This is a genomic window from Pseudooceanicola sediminis (assembly GCF_003575965.1).
Taxonomy (GTDB): domain Bacteria; phylum Pseudomonadota; class Alphaproteobacteria; order Rhodobacterales; family Rhodobacteraceae; genus Pseudooceanicola; species Pseudooceanicola sediminis.
The window spans coordinates 1-25,875 of sequence record NZ_QWJJ01000027.1 but is presented as its reverse complement, the minus strand read 5'-3'; the positions used below and the strand labels follow the sequence as shown (position 1 = coordinate 25,875).

Genomic DNA, 25,875 nt, shown 5'->3' with positions numbered 1-25,875 from the left:
GTATCAAAGCGGTGTCTGAACGGTGCATCCTCCCGGCACCCCACCCCGCCACCTCGACCCTCCCCCTGATGTTTCCCTGTTCCAAATATCCAGGGGGGAGGCAGCTGCAGGCTGGCGGGGGCAGAGCCCCCTTTTTCGCGCGGTCCCGGGGGCGGAGCGCCATACCATGCTACGCCATACCTCCTGGGTCAGATCAGGCCATTGGCCGTCAGAAAGCCTTGCAGGCTCGATTGCTGAGCCGTGGTCAGCGGCCAGGCCGAGGGCGGGCGCGTCGGGCCGCAATCGTTGCCAAGGGCCATCAGGGCCGCCTTGACGCCGGTCACGTTGGTGCCGTTCAGCTCTTCTGCGCGGATATCCTCGAAGGCACGCATCTGCTTGATCAGGGTATTGGCCTGGGGGTAATCGCCGGCCTCGAGCGCGGCGTGGATTGCGAGAGAGCGTTCGGGCCAGATGTTGATCAGGCCGGAGGTGAAGCCGCGCGCGCCGACGGCATAGAAGGCAGGCGCCCAGACCTCGGCCAGGCCGCCGACCCAGGTGATCGAGGGATCGCAGGCGGCGATGGCATCGGCCAGCTTCTGGACATTGGGGGTGGCCCATTTGACGCCCTTGACGCCGTCGATGTCGCAGAGCGCCTTGATGCCGGCGGTGCCGATCGCGTCATTGCGCAGGTAGAGCATGATGGGCAGGCCGCCAGAGGCATCCGAGATCGCCTTGACGTAGTCGACGGTGCCGCGCGGCGCGACGAAGGGATCGGGCGGCTGGTGGATCATCAGGGCCGTCGCGCCGGCCTCGGCCGAAGCCTCGGCCAGTTTGCAGGCGTCCCGGATGCCGCGACCGATGCCCGCCAGAACCGGCGCGCGGCCATCGACCATCGCGCAGACCTCGCGCGCCATGGTGCAGGCCTCGTCCGTGGTCAGGGCATAGAATTCGCCGGTGTTGCCATTGACGACGGGCATGTGCAGACCTGCCGTCAGGGCGCGGTCGATGATGGGGCGCAGCTTGCCCGGTGCGATGTCGCCTGCGTCGTCGTAGGGCGTCACGAGGATGCCGGAAATGCCCGAAAGGGCGGTGTCGAGATCGAGGGTCATTGCGGGACTCCTTCAGAAAATGTCGGGTTCGGGGGCGGCGGCGCCAAAGCCCGCTTCGAGGTAGTCAAAGTCGCAGCCCTTGTCGGCCTGCGTCACATGACGCGAGAACATGTAACCGTAGCCGCGTTCGTAGCGCGGTTGAGGCGGTTGCCACGCGGCGCGGCGGCGGCCGATTTCGTCGTCGTCCACCAGCATGTCCAGGCTGCGGTTGGGCAGGTCGAGGCGGACGATATCGCCGGTCTTCAGCAGCGCCAGCGGCCCGCCGACAAAGCTCTCGGGGGCGACGTGCAGCACGCAGGCCCCATACGATGTCCCGGACATGCGCGAATCCGAAATCCGCAGCATGTCGCGGTGGCCCTGCTTGATCAGCGCCTTGGGGATCGGCAGCATGCCCCATTCAGGCATGCCGGGGCCGCCTTGCGGGCCCGCGTTGCGCAGCACCAGCACCGTATCGGGGGTGACGTCGAGGTTTTCGTCGTCGATGGCGGCCTTCATCTCGGGGTAGCTGTCGAACACCAGCGCGGGCCCCTGGTGGACGTGGTATTTCGGATCGCAGGCGGCGGGCTTGATCACCGCGCCGTCGGGGCAGAGGTTGCCGCGCAGCAGCGCGAGCGAGCCTTCCTTGTAAACCGGGTTGGATAGCGGGCGGATGACGTCATCGTTATAGACGACCGCACCTTCGAGGTTTTCGCCCAGCGTCTTGCCGGTGACGGTGATGCAGGAGGTGTCGAGGCGCTCCTCCATCTGTTTCATCAGCGCGCGCAGGCCCCCGGCGAAAAAGAAATCCTCCATCAGGTAGTCCTTGCCCGAGGGGCGGACATTGGCGATCAGCGGCGTGGTGCGCCCCAGGGCGTCGAGGTCATCGAGCGTCAGGTCGACCCCGGCGCGCCGCGCCATGGCGATCAGGTGGATGACGGCGTTGGTCGAACAGCCGGTCGCCATGGCGACGATGGCGGCGTTCTGGACGGCGGCGGGGGTGATGATCCTGGACGGTGTGAGGTCTTCCCAGACCATGTCGACGATGCGCCGGCCACATTCGGAGGACATGCGCATGTGCCCCGAATCGACCGCCGGGATGGAGGACGCACCGGGCAGGGTCAGCCCCATGGCGTCGGTGATCGCGGTCATGGTCGAGGCCGTGCCCATGGTCATGCAGGTGCCGGCCGAGCGCGCGATGCCCCCCTGCACACCCAGCCATTCCTCGTCCGAGATATTGCCCGCGCGGCGTTCGTCCCAGTATTTCCAGGCGTCCGAGCCGGAGCCGAGGATGCGGCCCGCGTAATTGCCGCGCAGCATTGGACCCGCGGGCAGGTAGATCATCGGCACACCTGCGGTGATTGCCCCCATGACGAGGCCGGGCGTGGTCTTGTCGCAACCGCCCATCAGCACGACCCCGTCGAGGGGGTGGGCGCGGATCTGCTCCTCCGTCTCCATCGCCAGCATGTTGCGATAGAGCATCGAGGTGGGCTTGTTGAAGCTCTCATCGACCGACAGCGCGGGCATTTCCACGGGAAAACCGCCCGCCATGGCAACGCCGCGTTTCACGTCGCGCACCCGTTCGGGAAAGTGGGAATGGCAGGAGTTCAGCTCGGACCAGGTGTTCAGGATGCCGATGATCGGCTTGTCGCGGTATTCGGCATCCGTATAGCCCAGCTGCATCATGCGAGAGCGGTGGCCGAAGCTGCGCAGGTCATCAGGCGCAAACCAGCGGGAGCTGCGCAGCTGGTCTGGGGTCTTGCGGGGGGCTGTCGGCATGGGGGTGCTCCTCTTGAAAGGCTGTCGTTTGTGATGATGTATGCGCATACATGTTTGCAGGTCAACCTGTTAGGTACGATGAATAACCTAATTTTTGCGAATTATGAAACGGCTTGACAGGGGGCGTCTCGATATGTTTCTGAGGTATGTATGCGCTTACATTGGCGCATTCCGCCGTCAGGAGAGCGTCGGAAACATGCACATGACGGGTCGCTGCGGCGGCTCAGGGAGGATCAGATGAACATCACTCGCAGAACACTTCTTGCCGCCGCTTCGGCCGTGGCCCTGCTGGCGCAGCCGATGATCGCGCAGGCGCAGGACCTGCCGCGCAACATGCGGCTGGTGATCGGGTCGAAATCGACCGGGGGCGACACGTACCAGGCCTCGGCGATGGTGGCGGATGCGCTGTCGGAAAAGCTGGGCATCAACATCAAGGTGGATGCGGTGGGTTCGTCCGAGGCGTTCAAGGTGCTGTCGCGCGACAAGCGCGGCACGACCATCATGATGTTCCACGATCAGGCCTACCTGGGGCACCTGTACGGTGTCACCGGCTATGACGACATCTTTGCCAATTACAACATCGGCCCGACCGTGGCGATCAACCCGGGCAACGCCTATCTGGTGCCTGCGGATTCGCCCTATCAGAGCATGGATGACATCCTGCAGGCCGCGGCCGACGGCACCCGCGTGCGTGTGGCAATCCAACCCGGCGGCGTGTCCGAGATCGGCTTTTCCGCGATGAAGAATGCCGCCAAGGTGATGAACCCCGGTTCCGAGGAAAACATCGTCGCCGTCAACACCGGATCGCAGTCGGACAAGAACCAGGCGATGTGGGATGATCTGGCGGACGTGATCAACGGGTCGATCCAGGGCAACGAACAGTTCACGCAACTGCCCGCCGACGATGAAAAGGCGATGCGTTTCGTCTGGATCACCGCGCGTCCCGAAACCCTGGAACAGGCCCCCGAGGCCGGCATGGGCGGCACCAGCCGTGACGAGATGCTCAAACATGCCAGCCCGGAAACCAGCGTGACGCTGGACGGCAACGAGGATTTCACCTTCGACAAGGAATTCTTCATGCTGTTCAACAAGGACATGGACCCGGCCATCAGCGAAGCGATCGACGCCGCCCTGACCGAGATCTATGACGCCGGCGATATCCAGACCCGTCAGAAAGAGGCGTTCTTTATCCCGAATTTCCTGCCGTCGGACGAAGCCAAGGCCCATCTTCAGGCCAAGCGTGACACCTATGGCAAGGTCATCGAACAGATTTCGCAAGGCAACTGAGCCTTTCCATCGTCCCGGCCAGGATTCCTGGCCGGGACGTCTGCCTGCGGGGGTGGAAGCCGCCCGCGGACGCCCGCCCGGCGGCCGGATCCCTTGCCGAGCGCATACAATACTGAATGACCAAGACCGAAAGGGAGGGGGGAGGCAGCATGGGCGACCTGACCCGCGTGACGATCGACTTTGACACGTCACATCTGATTTTTCCGACACTGATCGCCTGCGTTCTGGGCCTGCTGGGGCTGGCGGTGCTGATCCGCGACCGCGCCCGCATTGCCGCCACCGTGCCCTATTGGCGCGGGCTGTTCGCGGCGATGGACAAGGTGCGGTTCCTCGGGGCGCTGGTGCTGACGCTGCTGTATTTTTCGCTGATGGTGCCGGTTGGGAACATCTGGCCGAACACGGGCATGGGGTTCCTGCTGTGTTCGATACCCTACCTGTTGGCGACGGGGCTGCTGTTCATGCATGAACGACCGCTGCGTCAGGTGCTGCCGCTGCTGATCGTCGCCGTGTTCGGCCCGGTCTTCGTGTGGTGGCTGTTCACCTATCCCCTGTTCCTGTCCCTTCCCTGAGGCTGCACACATGCTGGAAATCATCACGCCGCTGTTCCTGTCGCTGATCGTCGGCGGCACGCTGGTCGGTATCATCTTTGGCGCCATTCCGGGCATGACGGCGACCATGGCTGTTGCCGTCTGTCTGCCGCTGACCTATTCGCTGGGGCTGGAAAACGGCCTGGCCCTGTTGCTGGGCCTTTATGTGGGCGGCATCTCGGGCGGGCTGGTGCCGGCGATCCTGCTGGGCATACCCGGCACGCCGAGTTCGATCACCACGACGTTCGACGGGTATCCGATGGCGCAGCGGGGCGAGGGCGAAAAGGCCCTGCGCATCGGCATCGTGTCGTCGTTCGTCGGCGGCATCATCAGCCTGATCGTGCTGTGGCTGTTCGCCCCGACGCTGGCCGATTTCGCCATCAAGTTCAGCTATGTCGAGAAATTCCTGATCATCTTCTTTGCCATGACGGTCATGGCGGCGCTGTCGTCGGACATGCTGATGGGGGTGTTTTCGGGTGTGCTGGGCGTGTTTGTCAGCCTGATCGGCACGTATGACATTTCCAACGGCGGTAACGGCGAACTGCGGCTGATCCCGCCGGGCACGGAATACTGGCTGGAGTCCGGGTTTTCCCTGCTGCCGGTGCTGATCGGGCTGTTCGGCCTGGCCGCCATCCTTGAGCAAGCCGAGATCGGCGTGCCGAAGGGGCATTCGGCCAAGGATCTTCAGGTCGGGCCAAAGTCGACGTTTTCCTTTGCGATCATCGCCCGCAACACCTTCAACCTGATCCGGTCGTCGCTGATCGGCACCTTTGTCGGTATCCTGCCGGGGGTTGGCGGATCTGCCGCGTCGATCATCGCCTATACCAACGCCAAGACATTTTCGAAGACGCCGGAAAATTTCGGCAAGGGTGAACCTGCGGGCATCGTCGCGTCGGAGTCGGGCAACAACGGGCTGACCGGGGGCGCGCTGGTACCTCTGCTGAGCCTGGGTATTCCGGGGGATTCGACCACCGCGTTGCTGATCGGCGCCTTCACCTTGCAGGGTATCCAGGTGGGGCCGCTGTTCATCGGCAACAACCCGGTGACCTGGGACGCGATGATCGTCGCCATGCTGATCGCCAACGTTGCGATGTTCGTGATGATGTATTTTGCCATCCGGTATTTCGCGCTGGTGGTGACGATTCCCAAGCATATCCTGTTTCCGGTCATCCTGATGATGTGCGTCATCGGCGCCTATACCATCAACTATGGCATCATGTTCGACGTCTGGACGCTGTTGATCTTTGGCGTGTTCGGCTGGCTGGCCGGCAAGATCGGGATCGAGATCGCCCCCTTCATCATCGGGTTCATCCTGGGGCCGTCGGCCGAGGTGTACTTCGTCAAGAGCCTGGAAAGCTTTGGTGATCTGACGATCTTTTTCACCAAGAGCTGGATCGCGGTGGTGCTGTGGCTGCTGATCGTCGGCTCCGTCGCAGGGTCGGTCCTGATGGCGCGCAAGCAACGGCGGATGTCTGAATAGCAGCGGGCGCGGCAGCAAGGCTTGCACTGGCACGGTGGGGCGGCGAAAGATGCGCCTGATGGACGAGGATGATCATATCGCCGCCCCCGGCGACGCGGCGGGCAGGGGTGCCCCCGGCAAGGGACCGGGGCGCAGGCCAGCGACGCGCGGTGTCACGATGGAGACCGTGGGCCGCCTGGCCGGGGTGTCGCAGGTCACGGTCAGCCGGGCGCTGAGCGATCCGTCCAAGGTGTCGCCCAAGACGCTGGCGAAGATCCGCGAAGCCATTGAAATGACCGGCTTTGTGCCCAATGCCCTGGCGGGTGCGCTGGCGTCGAGCAGGTCAAAGCTGATCTCGGCTCTGGTGCCTTCGATCCGCAACGTGGTGTATTCGGGGATGGTCCAGAGTTTCAGCGCGGTGATGCGCGACAGCGGTTATCAGATCATGCTGTCGGAAACCGGGTTCGAACCCGAGGACGAGGAAAAGCTGATCGAGGCGCACCTGTCGCGCCGTCCCGACGCGATGATGCTGACCGGGATTCACCACAGTGCGCAGGCGCGGCGGATGCTGCTGGGGGCCGATATTCCGGTGGTCGAAGTCTGGGATATCACCGACTCGCCCATCGATGTGTGCGTCGGGTTTTCCCATACCGAAACCGGGCGTGCGGTGGCCGATTTTGCCTATGCGCAGGGCTATCGCCAGGCGGGATGCGTGTCGGCGGGGGATGAACGCGCGCGGCGCAGGATGCGTGCTTTTTCCGAACGTTTCACGCGACTTGCGGGGGGAGAGATCCCCGTTGCGCAGTTCGAATCCCAGGCCAGTCTGGAACGCGGGCGGCAGGGGTTGGCGCAGCTGATGGACGGCCAGGGCTTTACCGGCGGCGTGGTCTTTTGCAGTTCGGACCTGCTGGCGCACGGGGTGCTGGTCGAGGCGCGGACGCGCGGGCTGGACGTGCCGGGGCAGGTGGCGGTGATCGGGTTCGGCGATCAGGACTTTTCCGCCTTTGTCAGCCCGGCAATCACCACGGTGCGGGTGGACATGTCGGCCTTTGGCCAGTCGGCGGCGCGCGCGGTGCTGGAGCGGATCGAGGCGCAGGGCGGCACGCAATCGGTGATCGACCTGGGCTTTGAAATCGTGGCGCGCGAGTCGAGCTGAGGCCCGTGGCGCGGGACCTGTCGGTATCGCCGGGGTTGATTCTTGCAAGTCATTGAAAACGCTGGATTCGAACGTCGGTATTTGAACGGTATCTGAGCGGTATCCGAACGGTGCCGTTATCGGGGTTTTGCTGAAAGGGGGCGTGGGCCACAGGCCGGCGCGGCGTGGTGCCACCTGAGGGGGCGCGCGCCCTGCTGTTCGGCCAGTTCGGGTGTCGCGAAGTCAACGTCCAGCCCCCACCGGCGGGTGGCGGTGTCGGTCAATCTGTCGGTCGGGTGCCTGCCGTTCGAGGCCGTCGCGCGGCCAGCGGGCACCTGGCAACGGCCTGGGTCGGGGCGCGGTCAGCCCAGTTGCGCGACCAGGCCGGGCAGGGCGGAAAAGCTGGAAAACCGCGCGGTGCAGGCGATCTTGTCGGTCGGCCCCTTGGGATAGCCTTCGGTGAACAGCAAAAAGGGCACGGCGGCGGCATGGGCGGTTTCGGCGTCGGTTTCACTGTCTCCGACATAGAGCGCGCGGGTATCCCCGAGGTTGGCCAGGATCGCCAGCAGCGGCGCGGGGTCCGGTTTGCGCTGGGGCAGGCTGTCGCCGCCCAGCAGCACGTCGAAATATTCGGCCAGCCCGAGATGGGCGAGGACGGCGCGTGCCGGGGCGGCGGGCTTGTTGGTGCACAGGCCGAGGCGATGCCCTGCGGCGCGCAGGTCAGACAGCGTTTCGGCCACGCCGGGATAGACCGTGGTGCGGGTGACGGCGGTCTTGTAGCGGGCCATGAACCCCTTGTGCAGGGTGTCAAAGCTGTCTGTCGGCAGGTCGCGCGCGTCGATGAGCCGCCGGATGAAGGTCGGCGTGCCCTCGCCCATGAAGGCGCGGACCTCGGGCAGGGTCACGGGGGGCAGGTCGGGCGGCAGGATCGCGTTGGCGATGCCCTGCACATCCTCTGCGCTGTCGATCAGGGTGCCATCGAGGTCGAAGACGATCCGGGTCATGCGGGTGTGTCCTTTTGCGCGGGCGCGCCGGTGTGCTGGTTCCTTATGGCGCAGATCGGGGGGCAGGTCGCGCGGTAAATGGGCCGGGGCGCAGAAAATGCCGCGCAGGGTGGCGCGTGGGCCCGGTTTTTGGCATCCGGGGCGGCCGCGCGGTGCCGCATTCGCTTGTATCCCGGCGGAGGGGTGTGTCAGGTGGCGCCGAAACGGGGGCGGTCTGGCGATGCTGGTGGGATCGCCGCGCCCCGCCCCCAGCAAAGACAGCACCCCATGCCCGAACATCTGATCCTTCTTGCAATCGCGGCCTTTGTCGTGGGGCTGGCCAAGGGCGGGCTGACGGCGGCGGGGGCGCTGTCGGTGCCGCTGCTGAGCCTGTTCATGGACCCGTTGCAGGCCGCCGGGGTGATCCTGCCGGTCTATATTGCCAGCGACGTGGTGGCGGTGATCCTGTACCGGCGCGATTTTTCGCTGCGGAACCTGAAGGTGCTGGTGCCTGCGGGGCTGGTCGGTATCGTCATTGCCATGTTCATCGCGCCGATGGTGCCGGTGGCGGGCGTCAGCCTGGCGACGGGGCTGATCGGGCTGATCTATTGCCTTCAGGTGGCATGGGCGCGGCTGAAGGGCAGGCAGGAGGCGCGGCCCTTTTCGGCGCGGCGGGGCTGGGTCTTCGGCATCCTGTGCGGCGTGACCAGCTTTATCTCGCACAACGGGGCGCCGCCGTTTCAGGCCTTCGTGCTGCCGCAGCGGCTGGAGAACCTGACCTTTGCCGGGACGGCGACGATCCTGTTCGCGATCATCAACGTCTCGAAGATCCCGGCCTATACGGAGCTGGGCCTGTGGGACCAGATCGAGCTGCCGCGCCTGGCCTGGATGATCGTGGTGTCGATCTGCGGGGCGTTTTCGGGCCGGTTCATCGTCGGGCGGCTGCCAAAGTGGGTCTATATGGGGCTGGTGCAGATCATGCTGTTCTGCGTGTCCGTGTTCCTGATCTACGAGGCGCTGGGTGTGCTGCTGTAGGCGCTACATTGGCCGCGTTTCGGTGACATAGGTTTCAAAGAAATCCGAGAAGGTGGCGAGGCGCGTCGGCAGCCGGTCATAGGGCGGGTAGGTCAGCGTCAGCCACAGTTCGGGCGGCGACCAGCCGGGCAGGACGGCGCGCAGGCGGCCGGTTGCCAGCGCCTCTGCGACGATGAAGCGGGGCAGCAGCGCGATGCCTTCGCCGTTGACGGCCAGACGCGCGGTCAGGTCGCCGTTGTTGCTGGACAGCACCCGCCCGGCGGTGATGCGGCGGCGGGTGGCCCCGGCGGCAAGATCCCACACTTCGGGGCCGGCACCTGCGTCATAGGCGATGCAGGTGTGGTGCAGCAGGTCTTCGGGGGCGGCGGGGGTGCCCTGCGCATCGAGGTAGCGGGGCGCGGCAACCAGCAGGCGGGGCACGCGGCAGATCTTGCGCCAGATCGTCAGCTTGTCCCTGGGCGGTTCCGAGATGCGGATGGCAAGGTCGGTCTGTTCGGCCACCACGTCGATCAGCCGGTCGGTGAGCGTCAGGGCGACGCTGACGCGCGGATGCAGCGTGCGGAACTGCGAGATCACGTCGGGCAGCACCCGTTCGCCCATCGACATCGGCGCGTTGATGCGGATCAGTCCGGCGGTCTGGGACTGGCCGTCGCGCAGGTCTTCGGTGGCGTCGTCCAGCCCCTGCACCAGCGGCGCGACACGCAGCGCATAGGCGGCCCCGGCGGAGGTCAGCGAGACCTGCCGCGTGGTGCGCAGCAGCAGTTGCACGCCCAGGCGCGCCTCAAGCGCGTTGACGCTGCGGGTCACCGACGGCGGGGTCATGGACAGGGCGCGCGCGGCGGCGACAAAGCTGCGCTGTTCGGCCACGGCCAGAAACACCTTGATGGATTCGAGATCGCCCATGGGCGACAGGATGCGGCATTATTGCAAAAGGTGGAATAGTGAATGCAGGATTATTGCTATTCTCTATCGCGGGCACCGGGACCATCTTGGGGGGCAGAGAGTATCACCCCGGCCAGATCACGCACTGGCCACCAGACAGCGGGCCGCCACAGGCTGCCGCGCTGAGGAGAGTACCATGACACTGAACATCAATGGTCTGCACCACGTCACCTCGATCGCGTCGGATGCGCAGCAGAACAATGACTTCTTTACCAAGTCCCTGGGGCTGCGGCGGGTCAAGAAGACCGTCAATTTCGACAGCCCCGACACCTATCACCTGTATTACGGCGATGCCGCCGGTACGCCCGGTTCGGTGATGACCTATTTTCCGTTCCGCAATGCCGGGCGCGGCCGCCCCGGTGTCGGCGAGGTCAGCGAGACGCTGTTTTCGGTGCCGCAGGGGTCGCTGGGCTATTGGAAAGAACGGCTGGGCAATCACGGTGTCGGCGGGCTGGCCGAGACGGAGACCTTTGGCGAGGCGCGCCTGCGGTTCAAGGGACCGGACGGTGACGGTTTTTCGCTGGTGGAAGTGGCGGATGATGCGCGCCCCGGCTGGACCGGCGCGGGTGGCGGGAACGCCGAGGCGGTGCGCGGGTTCCGGGGGGCCACGCTGCGGCTGCGCGACGGGGCGGCCACGGGCGAGCTGCTGCGATTCATGGGCTACGAGGAAGTCGACCGGCAGGGCAGCATCACCCGCTATGGCGTGAGCAACGGCAATGGTGCGGATGTCGTCGATATCGAGACGTTGCATGGTGCGGGCATGGCGCAACAGGGCGCAGGCTCGGTCCACCATATCGCGTTTTCGGTGGAAAACCGCGCCGCGCAGCTTGAGGTGCGCAAGGCGCTGATGGACACCGGCTATCAGGTGACGCCGGTGATCGACCGGGATTACTTTTGGGCAATCTATTTCCGCACGCCGGGCGGCGTGCTGTTCGAGGTCGCCACGGACGAGCCGGGCTTTGATCGTGACGAGGCCCCCGAGCATCTGGGCGAGGCGCTGAAACTGCCCGACCAGCATGAGCGGCTGCGGGCGCAGATCGAGGCCTATCTGGACCCGATCACCGATTGATCTGCCGGGGCGCGGAGCTTTGCCGCGTGCCCCATGCCGATCGCCCGTGCCCCGTGCCCCTTGCCCAGTGGCCAGTGCTGCCATGCCCCTTGGCCCAAGACAGAAACAGACAGGAGATCGCGATGTCCTCCCTCGACAAGCATGTTTATGAAACGGCGCCCGCCAAGGGCGCGCCCGTCATCTTTGCCTTTCACGGCACCGGCGGGGACGAGACGCAATTTTCCGGGCTGATCCCGGATGTGCTGCCCGGTGCGGGGATTGTCGCGCCGCGTGGTGATGTGTCGGAACACGGCGCCAACCGGTTCTTTCGCCGCACCGGCGAGGGGGTCTATGACATGGAGGATCTGGCGACGCGGACCCAGGCGATGATTGCCTTTGTGCGCGCCCGGATGGCGGCGCACCCCGACGTGCCCGCCTATGCGCTGGGGTATTCCAACGGGGCCAACATTCTGGCGGCGATGTCCTTCGTGGCCCCCGATCTGTTCGCGCGCATTGCCCTGCTGCATCCGCTGATCCCCTGGACGCCGGAGCCGGTGGCAGGGCTGGCGGCGCGCAAGGTGCTGATCACCGGGGGGCGGCGCGACCAGATATGCCCGCTGCCGCTGACCGAGGCGCTGGCGGGGTTTTACAGCGCGCAGGGGGCGGACCTGACCATCAGCCTGCATGACGGCGGGCATGAGCTGCGCCCGAACGAGGTCAGCGCCCTGAAGGGGTTTTTCGCCTGAGACCCTGAGGTGCCTGTATCGCAGCCGACCCGTGCCGCCGCCCCTGTTCTGCCGGGGCGGCGGTTTGCGTTCGGGCGGGGGCCCATGTGTCAAAATAACGCTCTGAATCCCGTGCCGGTTGAGGCATAGGGGGAGGGGCAGGCAGGAGACACCGATGCGCGAAGAGACCGGCAATGCGCCCGAGGCGGCGCAGAGCGTGACAGACGACAGCCGCCACCCGTTGCGCCGGTTGTCGCTGCCCGAGGTGCTGAAACGCCACGCGGTGCTGGTGCTGACGGCGGCGCTGTTCATGGGCGGGGTCTATGCGCTGTACCGGCTGCTGGCCCCGCTGGACATGAAGGTCGTGCTGGGCCAGATCCGCCACGTGCCGCCGCAGGTGGTGGCAGGCGCGCTGGCGGCGACCGTGGCGGGGTATGTTGCGCTGATCGGCTATGACTGGTCGGCGCTGCGCTATATCGGCAAGAAGGTGCCCCTTGGGGCGACGGCGCTGGGCAGTTTCCTGGGGTATTCGATGGGCAATACCATCGGGCTGAGCGCGGTGTCGGGCGGCGCGGTGCGCTATCGCATCTATTCGGCGCTGGGGCTGGATGCCTATGACGTGGCGGCGATATCGACCTTCGGGGCGGTGTCCTATGGCGTCGGGGCGACCCTGATCGGGCTGGTCGCGCTGGCGGTCGATCCGGTGTCGCTGGAGGGGCTGACGGCGCTGTCGACGCTGACCTTGCAGAGCCTTGCGTGGAGCGGGGTCGCGGTGATCGCGGGCGTGCTGATCTGGATCACGCAGCGCGGCGGGGCAATACGGGTGGGCCGCTTTTCCATGCGCGCGCCGACGGCCGGCGAGACGCTGCGCCAGCTGTGCATCACCTTTACGGATGTCGCGATGGCGGCGCTGGTGCTGCATCTGCTGCTGCCCACGGGGTCGATCCCTTATGTCAACGTGCTGGCGGTGCTGGCGGTGGCGACGCTGGTCGGGGTGGCCAGCCATGTGCCCGGCGGTATCGGCGTGTTCGAGAGTGTCGTGCTGGCCGCGCTGCCGTCGTCGGTGCCGGTCAACGATGCGGTGACGGCGCTGCTGCTGTTCCGGCTGATGTATTTCCTGCTGCCCTTCGTGGTGGCATTGGCGGTGCTGTCGCTGACCGAGATCTGGGGCGGCGCGGCGCAGCGTCTGCCCGGTGTCGCGGGGCTGGCGCCGGTGGTGCGGGCCGGGCGCAGCCTGATCCCGACGGCGATGGGGGTGCTGGTGCTGCTGTCGGGCCTCTACATGATGTTCGCCGGCATCCTGCCCAACCCGCGCTTTTCCCCCGAGGAGATCGAGACCTTTCTGCCACTGGCGCTGGTGGCGGGGGGGCCGATGCTGTCGTCGGTGCTGGGGTCGTTCATGGTGGTGCTGTCGATCTCGATCTTCCGGCGGTCACGGATGGCATTCTGGCTGGTGCTGGCGGTGCTGGTCTATGGCGCGGGGCTGGCGGTGTTTCGCAGCGGCGATTACGACCGGGTGATCGGGCTGGCGGGTCTTGCGGCGATCCTGCTGCCGTGCCGGCACGAATTCTATCGCAAGGCGCGGCTGTCGCAGGGGCTGCTGTCGGCACAGTGGATCGTGTTCACGGCGGCGATCATCGCGTCGCTGGCGCTGACCTGGTCGCTGGTGCACGAAGGGCGCGCGCCGCGCGACATGATGTGGTGGCAGGTGATGGGCGATGCCCCTGCCGTGGCGGCCTGGCGCGTGGTGTTTACGGGCGCCGTGCTGCTGAGCGCGGTGCTGCTCTATGCCGCGCTGCGCGCCGCGCGCACCGTGACCCGCCTGCCGGATACGGCTGAGCTGGACGCGGCGCAGGCGCTGATCGCGGCCCATGGGCGGGGCGCTGACATGATCGGCGTGACGGGCGACAAGATGCTGATGTTCGGGCCTGCGGGCAAATCCGTGCTGTCCTATGCCGTCAAGGGCACAAGCTGGATCGCGATGGGCGCCCCGGTGGGCGAGGCCCGTGACGCCGAGGACCTGGCCTGGGCGTTCCACGATGCGGCCCGCGCCGCCGGTGCCCGCCCGGTGTTCTACGAGGCCGACGCGGGGTTCACCGAGCAGGCCATCGACATGGGCCTGACCCTGCACAAGATGGGCGAGGAGGCGGTGGTCGCGCTGCCCGGCTTTTCGCTGGAGGGACCGGCCCGCAAGAAGCTGCGCACGACCCATGCCCGCGCGGGCCGCGACGGTCTGCTGCTGGAGCTGAGCACCCCGCCACATTCAGACGCGCTGATCGCGGGCCTGCGCGCGATCTCGGACGACTGGCTGGGCCAGCACGCGGCGCGGGAAAAGCAGTTTTCGGTCGGGCGGTTCGACCCCGCGTGGCTGGGCCGCACGCGCATCGCACTGGTGCGCCACAACGGCGTGGTCTGTGCCTTTGCCAACCTGATGGAGGCGCGGCAGGGCTGTGCGGTGGATCTGATGCGCTATCGGCAGGGCGCGCCCTCGGGCACGATGGAGTTCCTGTTCACGGAGCTGATGTTGCAGTTGAAGGCCGAGGGCTGCGCGCAGTTCAGCCTCGGGATGGTGCCCTTTGCCGGGCTGCCGGGGCGCAGCGGCGCAACCCTGTGGGCGCGGTTCGGCAACCTGGTCTATTCGCGGGGCGAAAAGCTCTATAATTTCGACGGTCTGTACCGGTTCAAGTCAAAGTTCGATCCCGACTGGCAGCCACGCTATTTCTGCTGCCGCTCGGCCTTGCCCCCCGTCGGCCCGCTGGCCGACGCGGCCCGCCTGATCGCCGGATCGGCGCGCGGGATCGTCGGCAAGTAGCCCGGCGTCTGATCCGGGGCAGGCGGGCGCACAGGCCCCCGGAAACGCCCTGCGCAGCGGACAGGCCGTGCGGAGCGAACATGCCCTGCGTAACGGCGGCGCCTCCGCCCCCCGGCAAGCGTTGCAGGCTGCACAAGCGTTGCATCTGCCACATGGGGGACAGCGGGTGCATCAGCGGATCTGGTGTGAAGTGGCTGGGATGGTAGGATTCGAACCTACGGTACACTGTACCAAAAACAGTTGCCTTACCACTTGGCTACATCCCAACGTGGTGCGCTGATTACTCTGGACCTCGCCGGGGTTCAACCCCTTTTGCACGGAAAAATGCACGACATCCCGAGCGATCTTTTCCGGCCCCGCCAATCGCCCCTCAATCACCCGTCAGCACGGGCCGGCCGCGCGGGCGTCCCGCCGCCGGGCTCCCTTGAAACAAGCGGTTTCGCCGCTTGTGCGGGGTCAGTCGCGGATCTCGTCCGCCATCACGCCCCAGAGCGCGGTTTTCGGCGCCCAGCCCTTGTAGCCGGCGACCGACACCTTGCACCAGTCCAGCGTGCATTCGTCGAGATCGGCAATCACCCCTGCCTCCAGCTTCGCGGTGATGCGGGAATCGCTGTCGGGGCGGAACCGCAGGCTCAGCATGTCCTGTTCGATCAGCACGGTGCGATGGCCGCTGATCAGCGCGTAATGCACCCAGCCGCCCATGCCGTCGTGATCGCGGATCCGCCGCCAGTGGCCATATTCCGCCACCACCTCCACCGGCATCCCGCGGCGCAGGAATTCCCAGTCGATTCGATGCGTCTTGCTGGGGCCGCGGCGCACGTTGGCGCGGTCCGTCTTCATCGACAGAAAGCGCGGCAGCGGCAGGTTGGTCACGGGGCCCAGCGTCTGCGTCAGCCCGGCATCCTGCTCAGGGTCCGGCAGCGGAGCAGGCAGCACGCCGGAAATCGCACGCGCGGCGGCGCGCTGGTCCTGCGGGGGCGACAGGACAGGGGTATCGGGGGCCGCGTCCCCCGGCACGCTGTCGGCGGGGATGTCGGGGCTTTCCTCGCCGGGCAGCTCCTCGGCCACCAGGATGCCCGCGATCGAGAATAGGGATATGGACAGCGCAATCGCGCTCATTCGCCAGGGGCTCATTGTCTTCGCCTGTTCTTGCCTCATCAGCGCCGGAGTTCTTGTGCCTCCGGTCACTTTGCGCCACCTTGCCCCCAAAGGGGCCGCTTGGGAAGCCGCAGGAGGAATTGTATGCCATCTCGACGCCTTGGTGTTGTTGTAACGCGACGCTTGCCAGAGCGGGTGGAAACCCGCCTGAAGGATCTCTTCGACGTCACGCTGGGGCCGCAGGACCGGCCCATGTCGCGCGATGAACTGGTCCAGGCGGTGCGCCACGCCGACGTGCTGGTGCCGAACCTGCGCGATGTGATCGACCAGTCGCTGCTGTCACAGGCCGGCGACCAGCTGCGCCTGATCGCCAACTACGGGGCAGGGGTCGATCATATCGACGTCGCCACGGCCCGCCAGCGCGGCATCCTCGTCTCCAACACCCCCGACGTGGTGACCGAGGATACCGCCGACATGACCATCGCGCTGATCCTGGCGCTGCTGCGCCGGGTGCCCGAGGGACTCGCGATGATGCAGGCCGACGAATGGACGGGCTGGAGCCCCAATTCCATGCTGGGCAGCCGCATCACGGGCAAGCGGATCGGCATCCTCGGCATGGGCCGCATCGGTCAGGCGGTGGCACGCCGCGCCCGCGCCTTCGGCATGCAGATCCACTACCACAACCGCCGCCGCCTGCGCGAGGAAACCGAGGCTGAGCTGTCCGCCCGCTACTGGGAAAGCCTGGATCAGATGGTGGCGCGGATGGATGTCATCTCGGTCAACTGCCCGCATACGCCCTCGACCTTCCACCTGATGAACGCCCGCCGGCTGAAACTGCTGAAACCCGAAGCGGTGATCGTCAACACCTCGCGCGGCGACGTGATCGATGAAAACGCCCTGACGCGGATGCTGCGCGCAGGTGAAATCGCCGGCGCCGGCCTCGATGTCTTCCGCTATGGTCGCGACGCCAACCCCCGCCTGCGCGAACTCAAGAACGTCGTGCTGTTGCCGCACATGGCCTCCGCCACGATCGAGGGCCGCATCGAGATGGGCGAGAAAGTCCTGATCAACATCAAGACCTTTGCCGATGGCCACCGCCCCCCCGACCTGGTCCTGCCCGCCATGACCTGACGGCGGCATGACCTGAGGACTGTCGTTGCCCTCACCTGATCATCGCAGGGGTCCATAGCACGGGTCCATCGCCCGGGGCCGCTCATCGCTCTCGCCTGTCCCGCCTGATCTGGCCTCCCCTGTCATCTGGCCTCCCGTGTCATCTGGCCGAAAATACCCCGGGGGGAAGGCCGCAGGCCGGGGGGCAGCGCCCCCTGCCTCAGCGCCCCCTGCCTCGACACCGCCCTGCCTCAGCGCCCCCTGCTTCAGCGGTTCGCGCCCGGCACCCAGAGAACATCGCCCGCGCCACCGTCATTGGCGGCGCGCGAGGCGACAAAGAACCAGTCGCTGAGCCGGTTGAGGTATTTCACCGCCAGCGCATTGCAGCCCTCCTCCAGCATCAGCGCCACCGACAGCCGTTCCGCCCGGCGACTGACGGTGCGGCACAGGTGCAGATGCGCCGCCAGGGCCGACCCGCCGGGCAGCACGAAACTGCGCAGGGGTTTCAGATCGGCATTCATCACGTCGATCTCGGCTTCCAGCCGGTCGACCTGCGCGGCCGTCATGCGCAGCGGCGGATATTCGGCGGCGGCGTCGTTTTCCAGTCCGGGCCGGCACAGGTCCGCGCCCAGGTCGAACAGGTCGTTCTGGATGCGTGACAGCGCCGCGTCCATCTCGCCCGTCGCATGCTGGCGGGCCAGCCCGACGGTGGCATTGGTTTCGTCCACGGTTCCATAGGCCTCGACCCGGACCGAGGGTTTCGGCACCCGGCTGCCATCGCCAAGCGCGGTATCCCCGCCATCGCCGGTTCGTGTATAGATCTTGGATAGAACGACCATGTCAGCCCCCCCGGCGCATCAGCACGAACAGGACGATCAGGATGACCGCCCCGAACTGCGCGATGATCCGCCATTGCATCAGTTTGTTGGATTTCCGGGCGTCGCCACCCTTGGCGAAATTGCCGATCCCCAGTGCCAGGATCAGCGCCACCAGCAGCACGGCGGCGGCAACGGCAAGGAAAACAGGATCACGTCCCATGGCTCAGCTCCTCTTCGGCCCCGGGGTCGGCCACACGATAGCGGCCGTTTCGGATGGCGGGTGCCTCTGGTCCCCATCTAGAGGGGACGGGCCGAAAAGCGAACAGGAAAAACCGCCGCAGGGGGTTTCGGGCACAGAAGGGCGAGAGCTGCCGGGGGCATCTCGCCGGGGAAAATCGCGGGGAGGGGGGACAAGTCGCAGGAGCATGCCGCGGGGTCAGCTTCTGTCGCAAGTCCCGACAACGGAAACAGGAACGGGCCGCGCGGGGGGCTGGCATGGCGCGCCGCCAGTCTCAGGCGTTGCGCACCATCCGGTCGATCAGGCGCGCGGGCAGCAGGCGGCGCATGACGGCGGCGCCATAGGTCGGGGTGGTGACCATGTAGCGCGCCCTTGGGCGGGGATCCTCCAGCGCCCGGATCAGCCTGGCCGTCACGGCCTCGGGGCCCAGCTCGAACCGGGCGGGCCTGCCGGCCGAGGGGCCGCGCTTGTACAGCTTGTCCAGCAGCCAGTCGCGATAATCCTGCGCGCGCTCCGAGGCCTCCCAGTCGACCCATTTCTCGAACGCGGCGATGGCGTTCCTGCGGAACTCCGTGCGGATCGGGCCGGGTTCGATCAGGATCGGGTGAATGCCACTGCCCGCCAGCTCGACCCGGAGGGTGTCGGTCATACCCTCCATCGCGAACTTGCTGGCGTTGTAGGGCCCGCGCCACGGCGCCGCCACAAGACCCAGCACGGAGGAACAATTCACGATCCGGCCATGTCCCTGCCTGCGCATGACCGGGATCACGGCCCGTGTCAGGGCGTGCGGGCCAAGGAGGTTCACTTCGAACTGGGCGCGCATCGCCGCACGGGTGATGTCTTCCAGCGGGCCGGGAATGGCAAAGGCACCGTTGTTGAACACCGCATCCAGACGCCCCTGCGTCGCGCTCAGCACATGGGCGACGGCGGTCTCGATGCTGGCCTGATCGGCGTAATCCAGGTGCAGCGCCTCAAGCCCTTCGTCACGCAGGCGGGGCAGGTCGCCGGGATCGCGCACACTGGCAAAGACCCGCCATCCCCGCGCGCTCAGCGCGTGTGCGGCGTCGTGGCCTATGCCGCTGGAACAGCCGGTGATCAGAAGAGTGCGTGTCATTGCACAGTGATGCCCCGGCACGGCGCGCAGGGCAAGGCGGGGCTGCTGCCAACGTGGCGCAAGGCCGATGACCCGTCAGACGAGAGTGGCTCCATCGCCTGAAAACCCTGCTGCATGGGCCCTGAACAGGCGGGTGACGGACCGAGGCACCAGGTCCAAAAGCTCCCGGAAACAACAAAACGCGCCCGGTTCAATGGGCGCGTCGTCTGTCGTCTATCGGGCGAAACACGTAACCGCCGATCAGATGCCCCTGGTCATTCGCAATGGGGACTGCCGGAACAATGGGGCCTGCCAGCGCCTCAGTTGGCCGCCGCGGTCACCAGGAAATCGGCCATCCAGCCAACGCGCCCGGTTTCGGCAACACGCAGCTTCAGCCAGCTGCGTTCCTTGCCGATCACCTCGACGGTATCTCCCTCGCCCAGCTGATCGACAACGCTGAAACTTGTGCCCGGACCCTGACGCAGGTTGACGTGGCTGCCTGCAACGGCGCGGATGTCTGCGGCGCGGCGATCTTCGGCGGGCTGGGCCATCGGGTCATTTTGCATCACTGCGTCCGCAACGGCGCGACGTTCCGCGCCTTCGGGCAGGGTGGAGGAGGGGGCGACACGCGCCTGTGCCACGGCCTTGTTGACCCGCGCCAGCGGCAGCGCCGCGACCGAGGGGTCCATCTGATCACCGGGATCGGCAACCGGCATGGAGGCGAGGGTCACCTGACCATCCTGCGCCTGACCCGTCCCCATACCGGAGGTCGACTTGGCGCTGGCCATGTTGGCCGCGATCAGGTCACCGGGTTTGCGGGTTGCCGCAGTGCCCTTGGGCGTCGTCGCGCCCGAGGCGGCGTCGGCCAGTTGCGCCTTGGTCTTGGCCCCGGCCTCGGTCGAATCCGCCTCGGCCGATCGGGGCTGAAAGTCAAATCCACCGCTCACCTGAAAGAAAACGGCGCCCAGCAAAAGCGTGGTTACGGACATGAATTTCAACATTGCAAGCCTCCATTGGTCTCGGGGTCACAACGGCAGGGGCGGCGAAAAGTTCCCGAAAACGTGAGTTCGGCGTGTGGGCAGGCAGGATCGCCCCTCGAAATGCCATGACAGAGGCCGGGTGGATCTTTCGGCGCGCGGGCGTTTACGCGGGGGGCTGGTGGCAAGCGCGCGGGCCGGGCAGGAAAGCGCAGGGGGGGCAAGCGCCGGGGGGCGGGCGCACGATATCGCGGCACCCTGCGGCGCGGCGACGGCAGCGCGCGCCCCGTTGCGGCAGGCGCGCAAGTGACGGCTTTACCGTGGCGCGACCTGACGCTATCACCGCCTCATGAGCGATACCCCCGATGATCCCGAGACCGGCGCCAAACCCGGCCCGAAAATTGCCCACGAAGTGCTGGCCGAACCGCTGCGCCGCGCCATTGGCGACCGCTACCTGACCTATGCGCTGTCGACCATCATGCACCGTGCCCTGCCGGACGCCCGTGACGGGCTCAAGCCCGTGCACCGCCGCATCCTGTATGCAATGCGCGAGCTCAAGCTGGGGCCGAACAGCCGATTCCGCAAAAGCTCGAAGATTTCCGGCGACGTGATGGGCAACTACCACCCGCATGGCGATACCGCGATCTATGACGCGATGGCGCGACTGGCGCAGGATTTCAACGTCCGCTACCCGCTGGTCGACGGGCAGGGCAACTTCGGCAACATCGACGGCGACAACCCTGCGGCCTCGCGCTATACCGAGGCCCGCCTGACGGTGGTCGCCGAGGCGATGATGGAAGGGCTGACGGAAAACGCGGTCGATTTCCGCGACAATTACGACGGCACGCTACAGGAACCCGTGGTATTGCCTGCGGCGTTCCCGAACCTGCTGGCGAACGGGTCGTCCGGGATCGCCGTGGGCATGGCGACGAACATCCCGCCGCACAACATCGTCGAGCTGTGCAACGCCTGTCTGCACCTGGTCAAATATCCCGACGCCGCCGACGATACGCTGCTGAAACATGTGCCGGGGCCGGATTTCCCGACCGGTGGCGTGCTGGTCGAAAGCCCCGAGAATATCGCCCAGGCCTATCGGACCGGGCGTGGCGGGTTCCGCCTGCGCTGCAAGTGGGAAAGGGAGGACCTGCCGCGCGGGGCCTGGCAGATCGTCGTCACGGAAATCCCCTACCAGGTGCAGAAATCCAAGCTGGTCGAACGCCTGGCGGACCTGATCCAGACCAAGAAGGTGCCGATCCTCGCCGATGTGCGCGACGAATCCGCCGAAGACGTGCGCCTGGTGCTGGAGCCGCGCTCGAAAACCGTCGACCCCGACGTGCTGATGAACCTGCTCTATCGCAACTGCGATCTGGAGCTTCGGTTCTCGATGAACATGAACGTGCTGATCGACGGCGTCACCCCCAAGGTCTGCTCGATGAAGGAAGTGCTGCGCGCCTTCCTCGATCACCGCCGCGAGGTGCTGCAACGCCGCAGCCAGCACCGGCTGGAAAAGATCGACCACCGGCTGGAAGTGCTGGAAGGCTTCATCACCGCCTTCCTCAACCTTGACCGGGTGATCGACATCATCCGCTATGACGACGATCCCAAGGCCGCCCTGATGGCCGAGGAATGGGCCAAGAAACGTGGCCGGGCGCGCGACGAGAAAAGCTATGTCTCGCCGCTGGGGCAGGGCGACGAAGGTGAGCTGAGCGAGATCCAGACCGAAGCCATCCTCAACATGCGCCTGCGCAGCTTGCGCCGGCTTGAGGAAATGGAGCTGATCCGCGAACGCGACGCGCTGATGGAGGAGCGCGCGGTGCTGGATGATCTGCTGTCCACCCCCGACTTGCAGTGGGACCGGATCGCGGACCAGCTTCGCGACACCCGCAAGGCGTTTGGCAAGGATTATGCCGGCGGCGCCCGCCGCACCCTGATCGAAGCGGCCGCCGAGGCCGAAGAGGTGCCGCTGGAGGCAATGATCGACCGCGAACCGCTGACAGTGGTCTGCTCGAAAATGGGCTGGGTGCGGGCGATGAAGGGTCATATCGACCTGAGCCAGCCGCTGAAGTTCAAGGATGGTGACGAAGGCCGCTTTGCCTTCCACGCCGAAACGACGGACAAGCTGCTGATCTTCGGCTCGAACGGGCGATTCTACACGCTGATGGCGGCCAACCTGCCCGGGGGGCGTGGCATGGGCGAACCGCTGCGCCTCATGGTCGACCTGCCGAACGAGGCCGAGATCGTGCAGATGCGCATCTACCGCCCCGGCGAGCGGCTGATCGTCGCCTCAAGCGCCGGCGATGGGTTCATCGTGCCCGAGGACGACGTCGTGGCACAGACCCGTTCGGGCAAACAGGTCCTGAACGTGCGTGACGATGTGCGCGCACTCCTGGTGAAACCCGTCTGGGGCGATCACGTCGCTGTTGTGGGCGAAAACCGCAAGGTGCTGATCTTCCCTCTGGAAGAACTGCCGGAAATGACCCGTGGCAAGGGCGTGCGGCTGCAAAAGTACAAGGACGGAGGCCTGTCGGACCTGTCGACGCTGGTGCTCGCAGACGGTCTGAGCTGGCATGACCCGGCAGGGCGCACCCGGACCGAAACGGCGCTGGAGGACTGGCTGGGCAAGCGCGCCGGTTCGGGGCGGATGGCACCACGCGGCTTTCCGCGGGACAACACGTTCAACTGACATGTTTCCCTGTTGCTAAATATCCTCCGCGAAGCGCGCCCCGGGCCTCTGGCCCGGGGCGTTTCCGGTCCTGCGGCCCGAAGCCTCCGGCGGGGATATTTTAAACAGGGAAACAGGCAGGGGCAGCGCCAACCGGACTGACCCGGTGCAATCGCGTGACCTAGTCCAACGGCCTGGCGTTCAGCCAGACGCCGCCTTCTGCGCGCAGTGTCAGGATCATCACGGGTTTGGGCGATTTGCCCGGGACTGCCGTGAAGTCGAAGCGTGACAACAGCGTTGCCAGGATGATCACGGCTTCCTGGAGCGCGAAGCTGGCGCCGATGCAGATGCGGGGGCCGTCTCCGAACGGCAGGTAGGCATAGCGCTCGATGCTCTTGCGATCGGCAAAGCGGGCGGGTGCGAAGCGGTCCGGCTCATCCCAGAGCAGTTGGTTGCGGTGGAGGGCATAGATCGGCAGCATGACCGTGTCACCCGCGCGGATCTCGCGCCCGCAGAGCGTGTCTGCGCGGCGGGCGGTCCGTGACACGAGGGCTGCGGGTGGGTAGAGCCGCAGGGTTTCGTCGATGATCCGGCGGGTCAGCGGCAGGTTCGGTACGTCTTCGGCGGTGGCGGTGCGGCCTTGCAGCAAGGTGCGGGCTTCGTTGCGGGCGGTTTCCTGGACTGCCGGATCGAAGGCGCAGAGGTAGAGCGCCCATCCCAGCGTGAGGGCTGTCGTTTCGTGCCCCGCGACGATGAAGGTCAGCAGGTTGTCGGCGAGTTCGGCGTCGTTCATCCGGCGTTCTGTTTCGCGATCTTCGGCGCCCAGGAGCAGGTCGAGCAGGTCGTCTGGCCGTTCGGATGCGCGCTCGGACGGGGGTCTGTCCCGGCGCGAGGTGATCGCGTCATCGGCGATGGCCTTCATCTGCTTCAGCGTGCGTGTGGACATCAGCCTTCCGGGGCGGGGAATCCAGTCGGGCATCCCGAGGATGTCGAGCAACGAGACCTTGCCTGCCTCTGCGATATAGGCGTCGATGGCGCGGTGTACCGCGTCGCGGTCAAAGCTCTTGCCGCCGGAAAAGGTAACATCCGAGATCACCTCGAATGTGGCGCGCACCATTTCGTCGGCCATGTTCACGGCGCGCGACCCCGCCTGGGCGAGCCGGGCCGAGGCCCGGTCCGCCGCGTCGGACATCATGGGGGCAAGGCCGCTGACGTTCCGGTGCGAGAATACGGGTGCCACCGCGCGCCGCTGCCATCGCCAGTGGGCGCCCTCTGCTATGAAGAGGGAGTCGCCGATCGCGGGTCGCAACAGGTTCTTGGTGACATCGGATTTCGGGTAATCCTCGACCGCTTCCAGCAGGATGTGGCGGATCGCCTGCGGGTCCATGACCATATGCCATCGAATGCCCATCTTGCCCGACACGATAGGCTGTCTGACCGCCAGCTCTGGCAGGATTTCCAACACGTTTCGCCGTGCCGCGCGCAGAGAGCCGAACAGGCCCAACGGTGCTGTCACCAGCGGGACGCGGACCGGCAGCGCGGCTGTATCGCCGTGCGGTGCTGAGGTGTCGGGCATCGGGGGGATCCTGTGTCGGGATGCTGCAGATTAAGATATAGGCGGGGCCGGCAGGTTTTCCAAAGACCTGGGCTTCCAAGGCGCGTGGTGCGACAGCGATCCGGTCGTGCGGCAGGAGTCCCGTGTGACGGTCGCGCCCCGTGGCGGGCGGCTGTTGGCCCCCGCCTTTTCCGCCGCGCAGGCGGAGGCCTGCCCATCGCCTGTCGATGGCCTGCGCCTGAACTGCGCCTTGCCTCCCCTCTCTCGCCATGGGGACGCTGGTGAATTGTAATGCCCGGCCTGATCCGCTATGCCCGACGGGTCGTCATTGCAATCGAGGCTCTCATGTTCCGCATCCGCCCTGCCATCCGCGTGTCTCTTGTTGCCATTGCGGCCGGGGTTTTCCTGAGCGCCTGTACCAATTCCAACGACCTTGACGAACCGATGAAGGATCTGGGCCAGTTCCGCCTCGGGCATGATGTCGTCGTGGCATCCAAGATGAAGAAGGGCCCGCTGTCGCGCGAGGCGACGCCGGAGGAATTCGAGGCCGCTATGAAGGCCGCGGTGGAGGAGCGTTTCCGGCGCTACGAGGGCGACCAGCTGTATCACTTCGGCATTTCGGTAGAGGGTTACATGCTGGCCACGCCGGGTATCCCTCTGCTGTTCTCTCCCAAATCCGCGTTGATCATCAACGTGACCATCTGGGACGACGCCGCAGGCAAGAAGCTGAACGAGGAGCCGCACCAGATCACCGTGCTTGAAAGCTTTTCCAAGACGACGATCATGGGGTCCGGTCTGACGCTGTCCAAGGAAGAGCAGATGCAGAACCTGACCCGCAACGCGGCGAAGGAGATCCAGAACTGGATGCTGACGAACCGCGAATGGTTTGGCGAGAGCATGCCCGAGACCGTGGCGCCCGCTGAGGCCGCAGATGATGCCACCACGCCGGAGGCCGCGGGGGCGGCGCCGGCAGGCGCGACTCCGGCAGGGATGGCCCCCGTGGCCGCCCCGGTACCGGCGCCCGCTGCTGAAACGCTCCAGGCAGGCTAGATCGCCCCGCCTGGCAAAACCCGCCAGGCCACTTGGGCCGTGCGTAGGCCGTCGTTTCCACCGCAGTGCGATCCAGGCGTTTGCCATGGCGCCTGTTTCGTCTCTGGCCCAGGTTCTGGCCCAGGTTCTGGCCTCACCTCTGGCCTGTTCCGGGGGCCGGGCGGGCACAGGCTGGCGCTGCTGCAACAACGGCGGTCGGCGCGACAGCCCGGCGGGCCAACTGCCGCTTGATTTTCCCGGCCAGACTCAATAAATGCCGCCCGGAGCGAAATCGGCCCGCCATGTTCCTGTGGGGGGTCCCTAACACAGAGGCGCCTTACGATGGCAAAAGGTAAGTTTGAGCGCGGCAAGCCGCACTGCAACATCGGCACGATCGGTCACGTTGACCACGGCAAGACGACGCTGACGGCTGCGATCA

23 protein-coding genes and 1 tRNA gene are annotated in these 25,875 nt (G+C 66.2%); 13 read left to right on the top strand and 11 right to left on the bottom strand.

Annotated elements, in window-relative coordinates; all coding sequences use genetic code 11:
• Window positions 1-188: 188 nt before the first annotated feature.
• Together DL237_RS19935 and araD are read right to left on the bottom strand one after the other, a co-directional pair.
• Window positions 189-1,088 carry a dihydrodipicolinate synthase family protein gene (locus DL237_RS19935; RefSeq protein WP_119400740.1) on the bottom strand — a complete coding sequence of 300 codons (900 nt, stop codon included), beginning with the start codon at window positions 1,086-1,088 and terminating at the stop codon, window positions 189-191.
• 12 nt (window positions 1,089-1,100) lie between these two features.
• Window positions 1,101-2,843, bottom strand: a complete 1,743-nt coding sequence (araD, locus tag DL237_RS19930) for an L-arabinonate dehydratase (RefSeq protein WP_119400739.1) — start codon at window positions 2,841-2,843, stop codon at window positions 1,101-1,103.
• A 237-nt stretch (window positions 2,844-3,080) separates the two neighbouring features.
• Between araD and DL237_RS19925 the strand changes: the two genes are divergently transcribed.
• The 4 genes from DL237_RS19925 (at window position 3,081) to DL237_RS19910 (ending at window position 7,332) form a co-directional block, all read left to right on the top strand.
• Entirely contained in the window at window positions 3,081-4,130 is a 1,050-nt protein-coding gene (locus DL237_RS19925; protein WP_119400738.1) for a type 2 periplasmic-binding domain-containing protein, read from the top strand.
• Between the two features lie 149 nt (window positions 4,131-4,279).
• On the top strand, window positions 4,280-4,699 hold the full coding sequence (locus DL237_RS19920; protein WP_158585696.1) for a tripartite tricarboxylate transporter TctB family protein: 420 nt from the start codon (window positions 4,280-4,282) through the stop codon (window positions 4,697-4,699).
• Window positions 4,700-4,709: 10 nt separating this feature from the next.
• A complete protein-coding gene (locus DL237_RS19915) occupies window positions 4,710-6,197 on the top strand; it encodes a tripartite tricarboxylate transporter permease (protein ID WP_119400736.1) in 1,488 nt (495 codons plus the stop codon).
• A gap of 58 nt (window positions 6,198-6,255) precedes the next feature.
• Entirely contained in the window at window positions 6,256-7,332 is a 1,077-nt protein-coding gene (locus DL237_RS19910; RefSeq protein ID WP_233545087.1) for a LacI family DNA-binding transcriptional regulator, read from the top strand.
• Between the two features lie 341 nt (window positions 7,333-7,673).
• On the opposite strand, the gene gph is transcribed toward DL237_RS19910, so the two are convergent.
• The gene (gene gph, locus DL237_RS19905; RefSeq protein WP_119400735.1) at window positions 7,674-8,315 is read right to left on the bottom strand and encodes a phosphoglycolate phosphatase; all 642 of its coding nucleotides are present in this window, start codon (window positions 8,313-8,315) and stop codon (window positions 7,674-7,676) included.
• A 267-nt stretch (window positions 8,316-8,582) separates the two neighbouring features.
• Between gph and DL237_RS19900 the strand changes: the two genes are divergently transcribed.
• Entirely contained in the window at window positions 8,583-9,329 is a 747-nt protein-coding gene (locus DL237_RS19900) for a sulfite exporter TauE/SafE family protein (protein ID WP_158585695.1), read from the top strand.
• Window positions 9,330-9,332: 3 nt separating this feature from the next.
• Here the strand turns inward: DL237_RS19900 and DL237_RS19895 are convergent, their stop codons facing one another.
• On the bottom strand, window positions 9,333-10,232 hold the full coding sequence (locus DL237_RS19895; RefSeq protein ID WP_119400733.1) for a LysR family transcriptional regulator: 900 nt from the start codon (window positions 10,230-10,232) through the stop codon (window positions 9,333-9,335).
• Between the two features lie 175 nt (window positions 10,233-10,407).
• On the opposite strand from DL237_RS19895, the gene DL237_RS19890 reads away from it, so the two are divergent.
• From DL237_RS19890 to mprF, 3 genes are all read left to right on the top strand, one after another.
• Window positions 10,408-11,340, top strand: a complete 933-nt coding sequence (locus DL237_RS19890; RefSeq protein ID WP_119400732.1) for a ring-cleaving dioxygenase — start codon at window positions 10,408-10,410, stop codon at window positions 11,338-11,340.
• Window positions 11,341-11,462: 122 nt separating this feature from the next.
• Window positions 11,463-12,065: an alpha/beta hydrolase gene (locus DL237_RS19885; RefSeq protein ID WP_119400731.1), complete on the top strand. Its 603-nt coding sequence runs from the start codon at window positions 11,463-11,465 to the stop codon at window positions 12,063-12,065.
• Between the two features lie 154 nt (window positions 12,066-12,219).
• Window positions 12,220-14,856, top strand: a complete 2,637-nt coding sequence (mprF, locus tag DL237_RS19880; RefSeq protein WP_119400730.1) for a bifunctional lysylphosphatidylglycerol flippase/synthetase MprF — start codon at window positions 12,220-12,222, stop codon at window positions 14,854-14,856.
• A gap of 191 nt (window positions 14,857-15,047) precedes the next feature.
• Here the strand turns inward: mprF and DL237_RS19875 are convergent.
• Both DL237_RS19875 and DL237_RS19870 read right to left on the bottom strand, forming a co-directional pair.
• Window positions 15,048-15,122, bottom strand: a tRNA-Gln gene (locus tag DL237_RS19875).
• Window positions 15,123-15,312: 190 nt separating this feature from the next.
• On the bottom strand, window positions 15,313-15,792 hold the full coding sequence (locus DL237_RS19870; protein WP_233545090.1) for an SH3 domain-containing protein: 480 nt from the start codon (window positions 15,790-15,792) through the stop codon (window positions 15,313-15,315).
• Between the two features lie 306 nt (window positions 15,793-16,098).
• Between DL237_RS19870 and DL237_RS19865 the strand changes: the two genes are divergently transcribed.
• A complete protein-coding gene (locus tag DL237_RS19865) occupies window positions 16,099-17,085 on the top strand; it encodes a 2-hydroxyacid dehydrogenase (RefSeq protein WP_119400728.1) in 987 nt (328 codons plus the stop codon).
• Window positions 17,086-17,330: 245 nt separating this feature from the next.
• On the opposite strand, the gene DL237_RS19860 is transcribed toward DL237_RS19865, so the two are convergent.
• From DL237_RS19860 to DL237_RS19845, 4 genes are all read right to left on the bottom strand, one after another.
• Entirely contained in the window at window positions 17,331-17,903 is a 573-nt protein-coding gene (locus tag DL237_RS19860; protein WP_119400727.1) for a cob(I)yrinic acid a,c-diamide adenosyltransferase, read from the bottom strand.
• 1 nt (window position 17,904) lies between these two features.
• Window positions 17,905-18,102, bottom strand: coding sequence for a twin transmembrane helix small protein (locus DL237_RS19855; protein WP_119400726.1), 198 nt, complete (start codon window positions 18,100-18,102; stop codon window positions 17,905-17,907).
• Window positions 18,103-18,394: 292 nt separating this feature from the next.
• Complete coding sequence (locus tag DL237_RS19850; protein ID WP_119400725.1) at window positions 18,395-19,234, bottom strand: SDR family NAD(P)-dependent oxidoreductase; 840 nt, start codon at window positions 19,232-19,234, stop codon at window positions 18,395-18,397.
• Between the two features lie 299 nt (window positions 19,235-19,533).
• Window positions 19,534-20,214, bottom strand: a complete 681-nt coding sequence (locus DL237_RS19845) for an SH3 domain-containing protein (protein ID WP_119400724.1) — start codon at window positions 20,212-20,214, stop codon at window positions 19,534-19,536.
• A gap of 325 nt (window positions 20,215-20,539) precedes the next feature.
• Here DL237_RS19845 and DL237_RS19840 point away from each other — a divergent pair, with 325 nt between their 5' ends.
• Window positions 20,540-22,873, top strand: a complete 2,334-nt coding sequence (locus DL237_RS19840; protein WP_119400723.1) for a DNA topoisomerase IV subunit A — start codon at window positions 20,540-20,542, stop codon at window positions 22,871-22,873.
• Between the two features lie 160 nt (window positions 22,874-23,033).
• Here the strand turns inward: DL237_RS19840 and DL237_RS19835 are convergent, their stop codons facing one another.
• Window positions 23,034-24,428: a cytochrome P450 gene (locus DL237_RS19835; RefSeq protein ID WP_119400722.1), complete on the bottom strand. Its 1,395-nt coding sequence runs from the start codon at window positions 24,426-24,428 to the stop codon at window positions 23,034-23,036.
• A 270-nt stretch (window positions 24,429-24,698) separates the two neighbouring features.
• Between DL237_RS19835 and DL237_RS19830 the strand changes: the two genes are divergently transcribed.
• The 3 genes from DL237_RS19830 to DL237_RS19825 form a co-directional block, all read left to right on the top strand.
• A complete protein-coding gene (locus tag DL237_RS19830; RefSeq protein ID WP_199672192.1) occupies window positions 24,699-25,457 on the top strand; it encodes a hypothetical protein in 759 nt (252 codons plus the stop codon).
• Window positions 25,458-25,542: 85 nt separating this feature from the next.
• Window positions 25,543-25,710: a hypothetical protein gene (locus DL237_RS20940; protein WP_233545086.1), complete on the top strand. Its 168-nt coding sequence runs from the start codon at window positions 25,543-25,545 to the stop codon at window positions 25,708-25,710.
• A 68-nt stretch (window positions 25,711-25,778) separates the two neighbouring features.
• Window positions 25,779-25,875 (top strand): GTP-binding protein (locus tag DL237_RS19825; protein ID WP_233545088.1); only part of this gene is annotated, 97 nt, incomplete at its 3' end.